Here is a 14,844-nt window from a genome sequence, read left to right on the forward strand (position 1 = left end):
GCCAATCAAGTGCCCCTCCCCTGCTGGCCGCGTGAGGTGGTTTATGACTTCCCCAGCCCCATTGAGATCTAGGCATGTACGAACCAGCTGACCCGCTCCTGCTCGACCGCAACGCTTCTCAGGAGCAGGCCCGCGCTGTTCTGGACGAACCCCTCGCGTTCCTGGCCGACTTGGTGAACTACGGAACGCACCTCATCATCAAGGCGCTGGGTGATGGGGAAGGCGATACGTCCCGACTGGTGGTGTGTGCCGGCCTGTTGAAGCACATCGTCGGAATGCTGGACGCCGCCGTCGTACTACTGGAAAACGGGCACTCGACAACAGCCCTGACGCAGGTTCGCTCGGCATTCGAGGCTACGCTTTACCTCGAACTGATCCTGCAGGAGGACACTGAGTACAGGGCCCGGGTTTACCTGGTGGGCGAGTATCGAAGGAGGCTTGCGTTCCTCCAGCGGGCGCTCGACCCGTCTACGGCGCCAGGCTCCTTCAATCACGACTACGCGCACATCGGAATGAGCACCCAGACGCTCAGTGAGGAAGCAAAGACCACGGGCGTTGAGCATGTCGCCCACATTCAGTCCTTACTGGTCCAACCCAGCCTGGCTAGCATCAATGCGGCCTACCAGAAGAAGCGCGGCAACAAGGCCTTCGATCCCCACTGGTATGAGCTACTGGGCCACAGAAGCATTCGCCAGCTCGCCAAGGTATTGAAGGAAGGGCCCGCATACGACCTTTGGTACGGGGGCGGCAGCCAGGTTGTGCACGCCCAGTCGCCCACCCAGCATTGGTCTGTGCTGGGCGATGTCGCGGCACTGAAAGCCATCCGCCACTTGGAAGACGCCCATTCCGTGAAGGATGGCGTGGCGCAAATGGCCTTGCGCGCCTACCGGCTCGTTGTCCGTCGATACCTGCCCGAAGAGTTTCCCAGCTTGCAACAGAAGTATCTGGCAGACTGGCAAAAGCCCTTCCGGAGCGGCATCAAGGTTCGATACGAATACCAAGGGCGATAGCCACCACCATCCACTCTATATGAAGCTCTATGACTGACTCTGCGGATTGGTCACAGCATCCTCTGGCACGTCGTGCGTTGGCTAAGGGCGATCAGCCGACCCCCATGACGCACCTGCACCATGCTGCCCGACATGGCTGGCTGGAAGACATCGAAGTCGAGCTGGACGAAGGAGCAGACATCGAGGCCCCCACCGCCGATCAGCACCAATGGACACCGCTTCATTGGGCGGCATTGTCTGGGCAGACCGCAGCGGTCCGCCTGTTGCTCACGCGAGGCGCGAACATCAACTCCCTAGAAAGCAAAGGCAGTTCGCCGTTGATGTTTGCCATCCATGGCAAGCACGTGGAGACTGCGTATGTGTTGCTGGAAGCAGGCGCCGATACGCGGGTGGTCAACGAAGCAGGACGAACGGCTGAGGAGCTGGCGTCCCACTATGACCCGGAGCTGCAAGCGGCAGTTCGTCGTTATGGCTTGAACAAGGTAGCCGGCGTCAGTGGCGAACAGGCGCGGGAGAAGCCGATCTTCTAGTTGGCCTCTTAAAGGTCATCGATCCGGCCAGCCTCAGCATCGCTTGTCCTGGATGTGCTGGCAATCGCCGCCAACTGCGCGCGGCGACGATCTGCTCGCGCTGTGAGGTACGCCCGAACTTCACTGTCGTACAAATCCTGGGCGGCCTGATCTAGCCCGTCTGCGGTCTCGACATCGCCCAGCACCCGGGCAACCTGCGCCCAGAACCGGTCCCGACGGTAGTTCATCACGATCGCCTTGCGGCGTCGTGCAGCGCCGACGATGACCGGTGGTGGCGGGATCTGCGGAGCTTTCGGAGTGGGCTCTATATGCTCTGCCAGGTCTGGAAGTGGCATTTTCCATATGCCATCGCGTTTCTCCGCCCCGGGAAGCTCGCCGTTGCGCATCCGCTCGCGCACCGTGTACGGATGCTGCTTCAAGACCTTCGCAGTTTCTTCGGCCGTCAAATGAGTCTCGCCGGGCCATTGCCGGATCAGAAGATCGAGCATCCGTTCGGACATCCGCCCCCCAAGAAGTCAACAACATGCCTCAACTAATGGGGCGGCAAAGATTAACGCCCGATTGAACTAAGTTGCCTAGCCAAACATCGGTTATATGACGCAGCACCACTAGCTTTCGTAGAAATACAAGCAAGCTCAACAGATGATCTATCCTGATAGCTGAGCCCACTCATGTTCGGTGACCTAGGCGCGCCATCGAGTTGACTTAGCTGGTCAACAAGGCAGCGATTGTAGCCAGCCGCCCCACTCGATTTTCTCGTGATACAAGCAAGCTCAATAGAAGATTTCTCGTCGTATGAAAGTCCAGCGAAACTCGGCTCACGAGGTCCGCCGGCCAAGGCATTGAGCTGATCTGTCTGGCAGCGGTTATATGTAGCGGCACCTTGGGACTTCTTCGTGATACAGGCTAGCTCAATGGCTGACTTCTCGTTATAGGAAAGACCAGCCAAGCTAGGTTGACGAGGCGCGTCGGCCAGTGCATCAATTTGCCCAACTAAACAGCGATTGTACTCCGCTGGACCACGCGACTTCGTCGTAATACAAGCAAGTTCAATAGCAGATTTCTCATCATACGAAAGACCAGCTGTGCTTGGGGTCCTCGGAGCATCAGCCAGTCGCCGCAACTGGTCGCTTACACATCCACCGTATGCGGCTGGACCTCGTGATTTGACGGTGATGCACGCAAGCTCAACAGATGAGCGCTCATCATAAGAAAGAGATTCTTGTCGCAGTGATTCCTGGTTCGAGTAGGAACTCGATTCTGAATCATATGAGGATCTCTCTATCACCGAATTATCCGTTGCGACAGGTTGCAAAGGAATTTCTTGAAACTCCGGTTTCTCTGGAAACTCCATGGGCAGATCCGCACCAGCGACAGATCCGTCATCTTCGATGCCCATGATTTCGGTTGAATCTGAAGTGGATTCTCTGACGGGAGTACCTCTCATCCGCGCCCTTCCCTCATTCTCCAATTCGGCTCGAAGTCCTTCTGCCTCACGCTCAATGGGCGCAAGAGCCCCAGATCGGTACCTAAAGGATCCACAGCGGCTATTGAAATCCTCCACCATGGCGTTGAAGGTATCTACAGACCATTGATCATAGTTGTCTACGACCCTTTCTGCCGCCTTGATCCGAATATCCTCAAAAACACAAAATCGGATCTGAGGACTCGTAAACACGAGATTGCTTCCTACAGGCGGTTTCGTGATAGTAGGCTCGTTGCTCGGCGGCGGCGGGGTCACGATTGGGCCCGCATTCGCATCTGAAGGCTGTTGCTGATTTGCGATGCTGGGCGGCGGGTAAGCTCGCTTCGATGGTGACTGATTTACCAACCATATGAAGAATAGGACAATTGCTGCCAAGACCCCAAGACCAACAGCCCACCCACGCCAAGGTGAAGGCGCGGTCGTGCTTTGAGGTTGTGAAGACTGCTGATATGCATCACTTTGCTGCGACCAGGCGGCAGGCAATTTAGGGGCTTCTACTCTTCGTTCCGGCGCTGATGGACGTTCCGACGCGTCGCCTGGCTTTGAGCCCAGAGATCTAAGCCCCTTAAAACCCTTCGCTTGGTCATTATTCTCAGACTCGTTCATATCACTGTCCGAATATTTTGCTCAATTTACTTGCCTTTCCTTCCCAGATCCTGTCAATCGCGAAGTCTAGGACATGAACGTTCCATCCGTCCTTGTAGCTAAACGAGGCCGAAAACTTCTTTTCAGGTTTTCCATAAAAATTTAGGCTTCCATCGTAGGCTGACTTGCTGACGTCGAACCATGAGAAGAACTTTGCCTCATCTTCTTTAAAGATTCGACTGCGCCTTAGTATCAGCCCATCGTCAGAAACCTCGACACCCGCGATATTTACCTTGCGCCCTTTGCTCCAATCGTCCATCCAACCCAACAGGATGCGAATACAGACAGCCCGCCACGCTCGCTGGATGATGGCTTGATACTGACTGCTGTTCGGCTGCAACAACACGGACGTAGCCGACGTACCATAGCCGAAATAGTAGTCAGTCCCCGTGGGAATTCCGTTCGTGGACTTCTTCACTGCACCCCATCGAACACCAGTTATTTGGTCCAGGGGTATGAGCGAACCCTTATAGTCAAACCCCGCTGGTGAAATGCGGAACTTGTCCTTGAAAATGAACCCGAACTCGGTTTCGTAAGTGATTTCCTTAGCAAATTCTGCCTCACTCGCAGCTTCGCTCCTTCTCTGTTGGGCCCGTTCGATCACAATGCCTTCCAGAGCCTCAATATCCTCATCGACGCGATCGCTTACCGCAGTAACTTCGGAAAACAACTCCTGAAGCGCCTCACTCATGAGCTTCGCGTCGTCCAAGTAGTCATGCTTGTTGAAAAGATGGATACCCAGACCGCGCGCAGTGAATGCCAGATCTTGACTTTCATCGTGGTCAATGCCGCGACTCTTATAGGCAAGTTGTATGGGTTGAGCCACCCTGTCCCAAGTACGCAGTGCGTCAATAATCTCATTGACGCTTGCCCGCACCTGCCTTTCAGCGACATGCCTATCAGCCGCCGTCTTGGCCTTTTCGATCAACCCCTTGATCCGGGCAGCCTCTTCCGAAAGGTAACTGCTGGCCTTCAACTCATAGCTGTCAATCAGAGCGTCGATTAAGCGATGTCCCGCATCTTCGCCTGCATTGGTGCTGTCGGAGATCAGACCTTCATAGACCTCCACCATCTCCATGCTCGGCAGGTCTTCAAGGAGCGCCGTCGCTATGCGCTCGTAATGCTTCACACGCTCATTGATCTGCGCTTCTATCAAGGATGGATCGGCAACGGCAGGCAATCCAGCTGCCTGGCGATCCTCGTTGATCGCCTGCAGCACGTCATCGACGTCGATTTCCTCGACATAGGATGCAAGCACCTCGATGCCTTCCCGAAGCTCCACCGGACCGGCCTTGGAACAAGCTTCCAGTGTTTCAACAAGAAAGTTGGCGCAGCTCAATGCATTGAAGCCGTCCAGCTCAGGGGACCCGCCCCGGGCAATGTGCTCCAATGTCTGCGTGATCCGCTTTGGGCTCAGCCCTGGAAACCAGGCCACTTCGGCCGCAAGACGCGTGCGTGGGTTCGAGAGAATATTGCGCGCGTCTACGGCTGAGTCATGATCGCCGTGCAGAGCAGCCTCTTCTGCGAGCTCATTCAAGTGAGTTTTTCGGTCCCGCGTCGATGCTCTCAGGAGGGAGAAAGGATTTTCGTTGGCAATCATTAGATGAAACCTATCTTGCGGGGCTTTGGCTCGGTGGGCATTCGCGATGGAGATGTGTCCAGAGCCGTCTTGAAATGGGCGGCACCTACCTTGGCGGCTCCCGACTTGGCGGCCAAACGGCAGGCTTCTCGAAGAATGAAGCCAACGTCGGACAAAGGCCGGCCAGCCAACGCTTTGGCCATTTCTGTAATGTCGATGTCGCCATCGGCGGGTATCTCTGCCAGCTTGGCAGTCAACAGGGAATGCACCTCGACCTCACTAGGCATGCCGACTTCAAGGATGTGATCGAACCGCCCACGTCGCACAACTGCAGGGTCCAAGCTGTCCAGACGATTGGTCATTCCGATGACCAATACTTTGTTCTCGGCTGCCTTGGGAATGCTGCGCAAAAACTCCGCCACCTCTTCGACGCGATGTTGCCCTCCTGCAGAGCTATCACGCGCCGCTAGGAATGCGTCGATCTCATCGATAACGACCACGGAGGGCGAGACCTTGGACGCCTGCTCAAAGGCTTCAGCGATCTTCTTGCCGGTCTCGTGGATGAAGGGGCTTCCAATGCTCCCTGAGTCGATGGCGAAAAATGGCCAATCTAAGTACTCGACCAGCTTCTCGACCGCGAATGTCTTGCCGCAGCCCGGCGGACCGTGCAGGAGTACCGCGCCAGGAAACGTAATGCCTAACGCCTTGTAGCGTGCCTCGTTCCGAACGAGGTCGATGACGTGCTCATTGAAGAAGGCCTCAAGGATGGGGCGTCCCGGTAGGCTGAACTCGCCCAACGATTTCTCAACTGTTGGAGATTTGCGCGCCCGCTTTTTCGCGGACACGCTTTGAGGCGTTGGCTCATCTGCCACATTGACTTCGGGCTCAGCCAGGTTCAAGGCCTCGGCTAATTGATTCAATTGCCCAGCCCTCAGCCAGGGGGCTAGTGAGCGCATCCGACGTGTGGACAGGATCGAGACGTTGACCCCACCAGTGATCCAGAAACCCACCAGCGTGGCATCGTCTGTACTGGGAGCGGGTGTGTAGCACGGCAACAAACGGGACAATCGCTCAACATAGAGCGCGTCGTGAAATCCTGCATCTGGAACGAGCTTACGCGTTTCGGAAATAGCCGCGACGAACGCCTGGCAATCCGTGAAATCGTCGGGCGCTTCCGCCTCATCCACGGGCTCTAATCGATAACTTCTCCCACCCAGCACCAACGCATAGCGCTGGCTACCACAGGCAAATTCGGCCAACTCTGATCCCGTCAGCAGCCCCTCGTCCAGCCATCGATCGGCCAGACTTGCCTTAACAACTATCACCCGCCCGCTATTTGACGTGTCATAGATCTGCCAGCGATCCTCCGCGAACAGACAACGCTGCACGACCGTACCGGCCTTGGGAGAAAATCCGCGCGCCAACCAAGGATCGATCGCCATCGGATTAGGCCACAATGATGTTGGCGCCTTCGGACATGCCATCGTCCCCGCCAATGTGGATACGGATGGAATCCATCAGCAAGACAGCTTCGCGCAACTTGTGCATGTCATCGTCTTCTGCTGCCTTCTGACCTATGCCAACCAACTGCCTGAACTGAGCTTTGTCCGTGAACAGATGGGGCGACTTGGAAAGCCACTGGAACCGCTGAATGACGAACGAATCTTGCCGCCAGAGGATGTCCCAGTTTTTTCCGCATAAGTCGGACAGGTAATTTTCGAATGATGAGTCGTTGTTGTCGATGGCACGCTTCGCACTGCGTACTGCATTGTCGAACTGGGTCTCTTCGGAGGGCTTCGCGTGCTCTCGGACGTAGTTATCGAAGAACTCGACAACACTGTCCAACTCCATCTGACGAATCGTCTTAAGATTGGCGTCCCGGATCTTGGCGATCAGCTTCTTTGCATCCTGAACACGATCCATAGCTTCTTTGGACTGTTCTGGGTTCCCGTCATCAGTACTAGCGGCCAACGCCTGGTCCAGTTTTTCGCGTGCCCGATCGATTTGAGGGTCGTCGATCTTCTCTGCAATTTCGTCCAATCGAGACAATTGTCGCTCAGCTTCTTCGTGGACTTGCTGGCCGACGGCCGAGTAATCGATACCCGACTCCTGCCGCGAATATAGGTTGTGGCCTGTCTTGAACGATCCTCCTACTGATGGCACGGTGACTTCGAGCATGACGTTGCCTGAGTCGCTGACCTCGTATTCACAGATCAGTTCTGCCCCCTTGGCGATGACACCCTGTTCCAGCTCACTACCCGGAATTCTGAGAGAGCCTACCCAACGGTTGTCCATGACGGGCGATGCGATTTCACCTTCCCAGATCTTGAAATCCAAGCTGTTCTGGGAGCCGGCCTTGATGGCCTCGCCCGCTAGGAAATTCATGGTGCCCTTCTTCGGCAATGGGTCGCCAGCTCGGACAAGCCATGACATCACCGGTTGACCGCCAGCCTTCTCGAGCGATGCAATGCCTATGGAATGCGAGGCCGGAATAGAATCGATCGCCGCCGCTGTACGCGCAATAGTTATGCGGTCATTCTCCAAAGCGATGGGCGAACCACTTGGGTCGAAAACGAACACCTTGAATTCATTCTCGCCCAGCCTGGACAGCGTCAATTCAACAGAGGCGCCGTCTTTTAGGGTTTGTCGGCCAGAGCTCCAACCAGTTTCTAAGCTATCGACCTGAAACTCACTGCCAGCGGCTACAGTTCCCTGAGCCTTCACTACCAGCTTGGATTTGATGTCCGGTGTGCGTGCGATGTAATTGAAACTTATCGCCAATGCAGACCCGGCCGAAACCGAACCGCGGGTTGCCTTGCGACCCTTGCGCTGTGAGCCCCAATCCACCGACTCGGCGAAAATTGCCGCGCCCTCGGCCACGGCGGTCATGGGATTGACGTCCAACGCGCCTGGCAAACCAAGTTCGAAGGCGACCTTGTCTCGCACCGTCTTGTATTGGGTCGGGCCGCCGACGAAGACAACACGATCCACATCCTGGGAGCTAAGGTGTGCCTTGGACATGGTCTCGCGCACAGACTCAATCGAGTCCTTCAACTTGTCCTCAATCAGCTGGTCCAACTGCTCCTTGCCCAGCGGAATGTCCAGGTAGATTTCGGCGCCATTTTGGTCCTGCAGACCAATTTCAACTTCCGACAACAGGATGACGGCTTCACCACGCGAGGAAAGCTCGATCTTGGCCTTCTCTGAGGCCATATCCAGCTTGGCGAACAGCTTTCGGTAGGCGGGATTGGTTGGTGCGTCCTCCGGCAAGTCGAACGTCCTCTCCAACCACGGACGCACGATGTTGGCCACGATGGCCCGATCCCAGTCGCGGCCACCGCACATTTCGATGCCACCATGGGCCTGCAGGCTGACTCGCCCATTGAGTCCTTCTGCAATCGCTACATCCAGCGTGCCGCCACCCAAGTCGTAGATGATGAAGGTGCCATTGGAGGACCTCGCCCTCATAACACTCATCACAGCGGCTACCGGTTCCTGCATCAGGGTCACTGCACCAATGCCTGCCATTTCTGCTGCCTGCAGAGTGGCGTCTTTTTGCATCTGGTTGAAGGCCGCGGGCACCGTGATGACCGTTCCCTGCACTTGCGAGCGCACTTCCTCAGGCAGGTAGGCAAACAGCGTCTTCAGGATTTCGGCTGAGCACCACTCAGGGGTCACAGAATCCTGCCCACTGATATTAATCGGCGTGGTGGTGCCCATGAGACGCTTAAACAGTGTCGCCGACTTGCTGCGATCCTGAGGCACGAGGTCATAGGCTCGCTTGCCGACATAACGACCACGCCTATCGAAGTAGATGGCAGAGGGCGTGACGTCGTTCTGTTCTGGGCTCTTCCAAAGCTTGAGGGCAGACCCATCCCAAGTGGCGATGGCGCTATTGGTCGTTCCCAGATCAATACCTGCGTAGTAAGCCATCACAGTTTCCTCAACATCATGGTGCCTGTCCGAAGCACGCCGTCATTGCCCATTACAATGGGCTCTAGCATCTGATCGACGAGAAGCGCATCCCCATCACCAAAGTCTTCAAGGTTTAGAGGGCTGGCCGCCATGCCGGGCTCAAAGGGTTGCCCTTCGATCGTCACGATCCGGGCCCCTGCTGCCTCGGCAGCACTGTCTATGCGCTTCTGAAAGAAACGCATCTGATTGGCATAGCGGGCTTGCTCCCCGGCGTCCAACTTGGAAATGACTCGCGTAAACAGCCTGGCGAATTTCCAGGAGTCCACAGCCAAGTCAATCAGCGCCGCGGTTGCGGGCGCATCGGCCTTCTCTACATCTGTCATTTGAGCCCCTTCCGAACGATTCCCAGGCCGCCTTGGGGTAGAACCCCTCTATCCCCGATAGGCGGCTATTCGCCCCCAAGTATAGTCATGGAAACTGCCGCTTTTTGGGCAAATCATCAACCTGGTGAGACCCACCTAGAAGGCCCAGACTTTCAGGGACTTATGCCCGCCGCAGGCCGGAAAGCGCTATTTACTACTCGGCAATCGCAGTTGCCGCGCTATTCGGTCGATAGCTCCGGTTATCCCGGACGCACCTTCCACCTCCAAGACCCTCCCCGCCCCGTCAAAGCCCTCCAGCAGTTCATGCTCCCAAGTGGCGTGGTACGGCATGTAGACGCCCCATCCTCCCAGTTCGATGACGGGGGCGATATCCGATTTCAGGGAGTTGCCCACCATGGCGAATTCATGGGGCTGGACCTCGAACTCTTCCAGCAGCCGGCGGTAGGTGGCCACGTCCTTCTCGGACACGATTTCAATGCGCTGGAACGCGGTCAATCCGCACAGCGCCACCTTCCGCTCTTGATGAAACAGATCCCCTTTGGTGATCAGGACAACTCGGTAGCGCTGGGCCACCTGCTCGACGGCCTCGGCAATTCCGGGCAACAACTCCACGGGATGGACCAGCAGGTCCTTGCCCATGTCCATGATCGTACGAATGTCCTTGGCCTCGATCCGACCACCCGTCAGGTCGATAGCCGCTTCCACCATCGACAGGATCATGCCCTTCACGCCGTAGCCGTACTGGGCAAGGTTGCCGCGCTCGGTGGCCAGTAGCGTTGCTCGCAGCCCCGCGGAGTCCAAGTCGATGTAGCGGGCGATGATCGCCTCGAAATCAAGCTGCGCCTGGTCGTAGAACTCCTGACTGCGCCATAGGGTGTCGTCCCCGTCAAACCCCACGATCCGGATCATGCCGCCCCCGAAACCGTGGCAAAACCGGGGCAATTTTGCGCTACATCCGGCCCCATCTGACTACATGAATGCCCCTTTCCTTGGCGCCTCCGCAAGGAACATTTCATAAAATTCAATTGCTTACGGATATTGGCACGCCTTCTGCATGGGGGTGCCTTCCGTTCCTGGTGGAACAGGTCGCCCTTGGTGACCAGCACCACGGGCAGCTCGCGCGCGATCTCGGCGACCGCGTCGCGGATGCCGGCGATGAGCTCCACGGGGTGCTGCAGGGTGTCGCGACCGATCTCCACCACCTTCTGCAGGTCGCGTGCCTGGATGCGGCCATCGGTCAGTTCGATCGCCGCCTCGATCATCGACAGGGTCATGCCCTTGACCCCGTACCCGAACACCTTGAGGTTGCGCCGCTCCACCTCGAGCAGGTGGCGCAGGGTGCGGGCATCGTGCAGGTCGATGTAGCGGCCGATGATCTCTTCGTACTGCTTCTCGGCGGCGCGGTAGTAATCCTCGCTGCGCCAGAGGGTATCGTCGCCATCGAAGCCGACCAGGCGGATGTCGGACATGGAGGTTCGCTGCTCCAGGTGGGGTGCGCAGGATAGCAAGCGCCCCTGTGCGCATCCGGCCGCCAGGCCGGCAAAAGGCGCGGCGGGCCGCCAGGCGGCCCGCCGCGCGAGTGCTGCCGGGTTCGGCACGGGGTGTTCGCTCCATCCGTGCCGCAGGCGCTATTCCTGGGCCGCCTCCGCCTGCTGCTTCTGGATGTAGCCGCGGTACTCGTCCGCGCTCAGCTCGCCGTTGGCGTCGGCGTCGGCCTCGGCGAACACACTGGCCAGGCCGCCGTGGCGCCGGGCCTCGCCCAGGCTCAGGCTGCCGTTGCCGTCGGCGTCCAGGTCGGCCCAGCTCGTGCCCTGGCCGCTGGCGGACGACTGCGCCGGCTGCTGCTCAGCCGCGCCGGTCGCCGGCGGGCTGGTGGTGCCGGCCTCGGTCTTCGGCTCGCTCGGCGGCGTGGTCTGCGCGAACGCCAGCGGGGCGGCGGCGACCATGCCCAGGACCAGCAGGCCGGTGGCGAGGGACTTGGTGTGGGACTTGGTATTCATGGCGTACTCCTGCATCGGGTGGAATGTCGTGAGATGCCATCGGCAGTTCACGGCACCGACCCTGACCGCCGCGCCATGAACCGGCTTTGGGTCGCGATCGCGGCGTGCACGCCGGATTAACCACCGCCTTCGATGAAGCAGGTACCGCGCGGGTTAGCGAGTCGTCGATGCCCGGTTAGCGCGAGGTTCAATCGGCCGATGTATCCGTTTTCCCGATGCGATCGCCATCGTCGCCGCGATGGTGGCCAGCCAAGCCGTGGCTGAACAGCCACCAGCCCAGCACGGTGCCGGCGAGCGCGCCGATGATCTGCAGGAGCACCCGGGTCCCCAGGAAATCCGGATCGTGGATACCCGCCAGCGCCAGCCGCGCATACAGCGGCGACTCCAGCCTGGCGATGCCCAGGTAGAACAGGTTCCAGCTGTCCAGGCCGGCGGCGACCGCCACCGCGATCGCCGCACCCCAGCCGATCGCATGGGCCACGGTCAGCCCCGCGCGGCGGCATACCCACGCCCAGAGCGCGTACACCAGCACGCCGATCGCGAACGCGATCAGGCCCGCCTCCAGGGCACCGAGCAGGCCGGTATGCAGGGTCAGGTTCATCGGGCGGCACGCAAGCGGCAAGGCGGCCAGTCTAAACGCCGGCGGGTCCGGGTCGTCGTGGTCAGGCCTCGTCCTCGCGCCGCGCGCGCAGGCGCGGCTCGCCGTCGTCGTCCAGGCGCACGCGCATGACGATGGGCCGGCAGCAGACCTGGCAGTCCTCGACGTAGTCCTGGTCGCCGGCGCTTTCGTCGACCACCGCCTCGATCGGCTCGCCGCAATACGGGCAGTGCAGGTCGAGCCAGCGCGGCATCAGCGCACCGGGAAATCGTAGGCGGTACCCGGATCGGGTTCGGGCCTGAGGGTGAAATGCCACCACTCCATCGAGTAGCCGGCCAGGCCCTGGGCGGCCATGGCGTCGCGCAGGCGATGGCGGTTGGCCAGATGCACGGGCGTGGTGCCCGGCGCATCCGTGTGTGCGCTGGGGTCGAAGAAGTCGTACGGGGTGCCCATGTCCAGCGGCTCGCAGCCGCCGCCATCGCAGCGCACCAGGGTCAGGTCGACGGTGGCGCCGCGGCTGTGCCCGGAGACCTCGCCGATGTAGCCGTCGGTCAGCCGGGCCTTGTCCACGTTGGGATACCAGCGCGCCTTCAGCGCCGGGTCGTCCGCTTCGCCGACCCAATGCATGAAGCTGGCCACCGAATGGACGGGCCGGTAACAGTCGTAGACGCGCAGGCCCAGGCCTTCGGCGCGCAGCGACGCCTGCACGCGCGCCAGGGCCCGGGCCACCGGCTCGAGCAGGTAGCAGCGGTTGGCCTCGTAGCCCGGCACCGGCGCGCCGGTGAAATTGTCCGAACCGGCGTAGCGCATTTCGACCTGGATATCCGGCGCCAGGCTGGGCACTTCGACCATGCCCGCGGCGGCGGCATCGCCTGCGGGCGAAATCCGCGGCGGTTCGGCGGCGCCGGCCACCGGGGTCGCCAGCGCAAGGATCGCGGCCAGCGCGACGGCTGCCGCCACCGTGGCGTGGTCGCCCAGGGGTCGCCGGACCGCCCGGCGCGATCCCTCAGGGGCAGTCGCGCAGGCGCGTGAAAGCGAGATCGCCATAGTCGTAGCTGAAGTCCGCATCCGGATCGACATGGGAGAGGGTCAGGGTAGCGCCGTTTCCGTCCGCGGGAGAAGGTGGGTGCAGCCAGACTTCCGCATCGACGCTGTCCGCGTCCCAGTCCACCAGCCAGCGTTCGCCGACCCGCATCAGGCGGCCGCGCATCAGCGGCGAGCGGGCCGAGGCGAAGCCGACCCCGTCGGCGCGCGGGCAGAGCGCCACCTCGCCGAACCACGGGTCGCGCCACACGCCCAGCAACGACCTGGCTTGCGCGGCGTCGGCCGGGCGCCGCGACGACGTGTCCGGGAGCGGCTCATCCGCGCTGCGCTGCGCACGCTCCCTGTCGAGCAGGCCGGCGTAGTGCGCCACGTCGGTCCGGGCATCGGGAGCGGTGTAGTGCTCGAGCAATACCTGCCCGAGCGCGGTACGCGCCGCCTCGCCCTCGCCGTTGATCAGGATGACGATGCCGGTCCTGCGGTCCGGCAGCAGGATCACCGAGGAGTACATGCCCGACAGCGTGCCGGTGTGCGCCACCTTCCATTCGCCCTGCACGTCCGACAGGCGCCAGCCGTAGCCGTAGGCGGAGAAGTGGCTGTTGTCCCATTGCCGCATGCGCTCGCTCACCGGCATCGGCATGTGCGCGGTCCACGCCGCGCGGCGCTGCGCCGGCGACAGCCAGGGATCGGCCGGATCCAGCCACATGCCGACCCACTTGAGCATGTCGTCGACGCCGCAGCGGATGCCGCCGGCGGCCATGGAGGTGATGTCGGGCACGACGCCACCGGCGTCGACGCGCTCGCCGACCGGCACGTTGCGGCCATCCACGCGCCGATGCGGCCGGGCCACGCTGCCGGCCTCGTCCAGGCGCCAGGCGCCGACCCGGCAGCCGTCCATGCCCAGCGGCCCGAACAGCTCGCGGCGCACCAGTTCGTCGAACGGCATGCCGCCGGCCGCGGCGGCGACCTCGCCGGCGACGACGTACAGCAGGTTGTCGTACGCGTAACCGGAACGGAAGCTGGTCACCGGCCGCAGGTGCTCCAGCCCGGCGATGATGTCGGCCCGGGTGAAGGTGTTCGGCTCCGGCCACAGCATCAGGTCGCCGGCGCCCAGGCCCAGGCCGCTGTTGTGGATCAGCAGGTCGCGCACCTGCATGTTCGCGGTGACCCACGGATCGTGCATGCGGAACTGCGGCAGGTGCTTCACCACCGGGTCGTGCCAGCGCAGCTTGCCCTGGTCGACCAGCCGCGCCAGCACGCCGGCGGTCATCGCCTTGGTGTTGGAGGCGATCTTGAACAGCGTGTCCGGCGTGACCGCCTCGCCGCCGCCGGCGGCCAGTTCGCCGCGGGTCTCCACCGCGACGACACGGCCGTCTTCGATCACGCCGACGGCGATCCCCGGCAGGCCGTAGATGTCCATGGCGGCATCGATGGCGTCGGCAATGGCCTGCTGCCCGGGAGCACGGCCGGTGCGCGCGACCGGCTCGGCCGGCGGCGGTGTCGCGGGGCCGTTGCGCTGCCTAGCTGCAGCCGGGCCGGCAGGTGCGCCGGTCTCAGCGCCCAGGGCGCCAGCGGGTATCGAAAGAAAAGCGGCCGCAAGGGCGGCCGCAAATGGGAGGGGGAAACGCATTTCGGTGGTCATCCCTGCATGGGCGAT

The 14,844-nt window shown here is 60.7% G+C and carries 14 protein-coding genes and 1 pseudogene; 2 read left to right on the forward strand and 13 right to left on the reverse strand.

The features are described from left to right. The first annotated feature begins 74 nt into the window (after positions 1 to 74). Entirely contained in the window at positions 75 to 1,010 is a 936-nt protein-coding gene (locus CSC66_RS14130) for a DUF5677 domain-containing protein (RefSeq protein ID WP_162378056.1), read from the forward strand. A 104-nt stretch (positions 1,011 to 1,114) separates the two neighbouring features. Continuing rightward, positions 1,115 to 1,540 carry an ankyrin repeat domain-containing protein gene (locus CSC66_RS14135; protein ID WP_162378057.1) on the forward strand — a complete coding sequence of 142 codons (426 nt, stop codon included), beginning with the start codon at positions 1,115 to 1,117 and terminating at the stop codon, positions 1,538 to 1,540. A gap of 8 nt (positions 1,541 to 1,548) precedes the next feature. On the opposite strand, the gene CSC66_RS14140 is transcribed toward CSC66_RS14135, so the two are convergent. From CSC66_RS14140 to CSC66_RS14200, 13 genes and pseudogenes are all read right to left on the reverse strand, one after another. Then, complete coding sequence (locus tag CSC66_RS14140; RefSeq protein WP_162378058.1) at positions 1,549 to 2,028, reverse strand: MerR family transcriptional regulator; 480 nt, start codon at positions 2,026 to 2,028, stop codon at positions 1,549 to 1,551. A gap of 62 nt (positions 2,029 to 2,090) precedes the next feature. Beyond that, positions 2,091 to 3,632 (reverse strand): hypothetical protein, encoded by a 1,542-nt coding sequence (locus CSC66_RS14145; RefSeq protein ID WP_162378059.1) that lies wholly within the window; start codon positions 3,630 to 3,632, stop codon positions 2,091 to 2,093. Between the two features lies 1 nt (position 3,633). Further along, entirely contained in the window at positions 3,634 to 5,271 is a 1,638-nt protein-coding gene (locus CSC66_RS14150; protein WP_162378060.1) for a hypothetical protein, read from the reverse strand. Next, the gene (locus CSC66_RS14155) at positions 5,271 to 6,692 is read right to left on the reverse strand and encodes an AAA family ATPase (protein ID WP_202935659.1); all 1,422 of its coding nucleotides are present in this window, start codon (positions 6,690 to 6,692) and stop codon (positions 5,271 to 5,273) included. Before CSC66_RS14155 ends, CSC66_RS14150 begins: the two co-directional genes overlap by 1 nt. 4 nt (positions 6,693 to 6,696) lie before the next feature. After that, positions 6,697 to 9,183, reverse strand: a complete 2,487-nt coding sequence (locus tag CSC66_RS14160; RefSeq protein ID WP_162378061.1) for an Hsp70 family protein — start codon at positions 9,181 to 9,183, stop codon at positions 6,697 to 6,699. Then, positions 9,183 to 9,548: a hypothetical protein gene (locus tag CSC66_RS14165; RefSeq protein ID WP_162378062.1), complete on the reverse strand. Its 366-nt coding sequence runs from the start codon at positions 9,546 to 9,548 to the stop codon at positions 9,183 to 9,185. The genes CSC66_RS14160 and CSC66_RS14165 overlap by 1 nt, the downstream gene beginning before the upstream one ends. A 186-nt stretch (positions 9,549 to 9,734) precedes the next feature. Next, positions 9,735 to 10,457, reverse strand: a complete 723-nt coding sequence (locus tag CSC66_RS14170; RefSeq protein WP_162378063.1) for an HAD family hydrolase — start codon at positions 10,455 to 10,457, stop codon at positions 9,735 to 9,737. A 155-nt stretch (positions 10,458 to 10,612) separates the two neighbouring features. After that, positions 10,613 to 11,017, reverse strand: a pseudogene (locus CSC66_RS14175) (HAD family hydrolase); the annotation flags it as partial. A 159-nt stretch (positions 11,018 to 11,176) separates the two neighbouring features. After that, entirely contained in the window at positions 11,177 to 11,548 is a 372-nt protein-coding gene (locus CSC66_RS14180) for an EF-hand domain-containing protein (RefSeq protein ID WP_162378064.1), read from the reverse strand. 187 nt (positions 11,549 to 11,735) lie between these two features. Continuing rightward, positions 11,736 to 12,149 carry a hypothetical protein gene (locus tag CSC66_RS14185; RefSeq protein ID WP_238394402.1) on the reverse strand — a complete coding sequence of 138 codons (414 nt, stop codon included), beginning with the start codon at positions 12,147 to 12,149 and terminating at the stop codon, positions 11,736 to 11,738. 61 nt (positions 12,150 to 12,210) lie between these two features. Further along, positions 12,211 to 12,399 carry a CPXCG motif-containing cysteine-rich protein gene (locus CSC66_RS14190; protein ID WP_162378065.1) on the reverse strand — a complete coding sequence of 63 codons (189 nt, stop codon included), beginning with the start codon at positions 12,397 to 12,399 and terminating at the stop codon, positions 12,211 to 12,213. Then, positions 12,399 to 13,106 carry a M15 family metallopeptidase gene (locus CSC66_RS14195; RefSeq protein WP_238394403.1) on the reverse strand — a complete coding sequence of 236 codons (708 nt, stop codon included), beginning with the start codon at positions 13,104 to 13,106 and terminating at the stop codon, positions 12,399 to 12,401. The genes CSC66_RS14190 and CSC66_RS14195 overlap by 1 nt, the downstream gene beginning before the upstream one ends. A 46-nt stretch (positions 13,107 to 13,152) precedes the next feature. Continuing rightward, positions 13,153 to 14,829 (reverse strand): serine hydrolase domain-containing protein, encoded by a 1,677-nt coding sequence (locus CSC66_RS14200; protein ID WP_379655895.1) that lies wholly within the window; start codon positions 14,827 to 14,829, stop codon positions 13,153 to 13,155. Positions 14,830 to 14,844 lie beyond the last annotated feature (15 nt).

This window comes from Pseudoxanthomonas kaohsiungensis (assembly GCF_010211765.1).
Classification (GTDB): Bacteria; Pseudomonadota; Gammaproteobacteria; order Xanthomonadales; family Xanthomonadaceae; genus Pseudoxanthomonas; species Pseudoxanthomonas kaohsiungensis.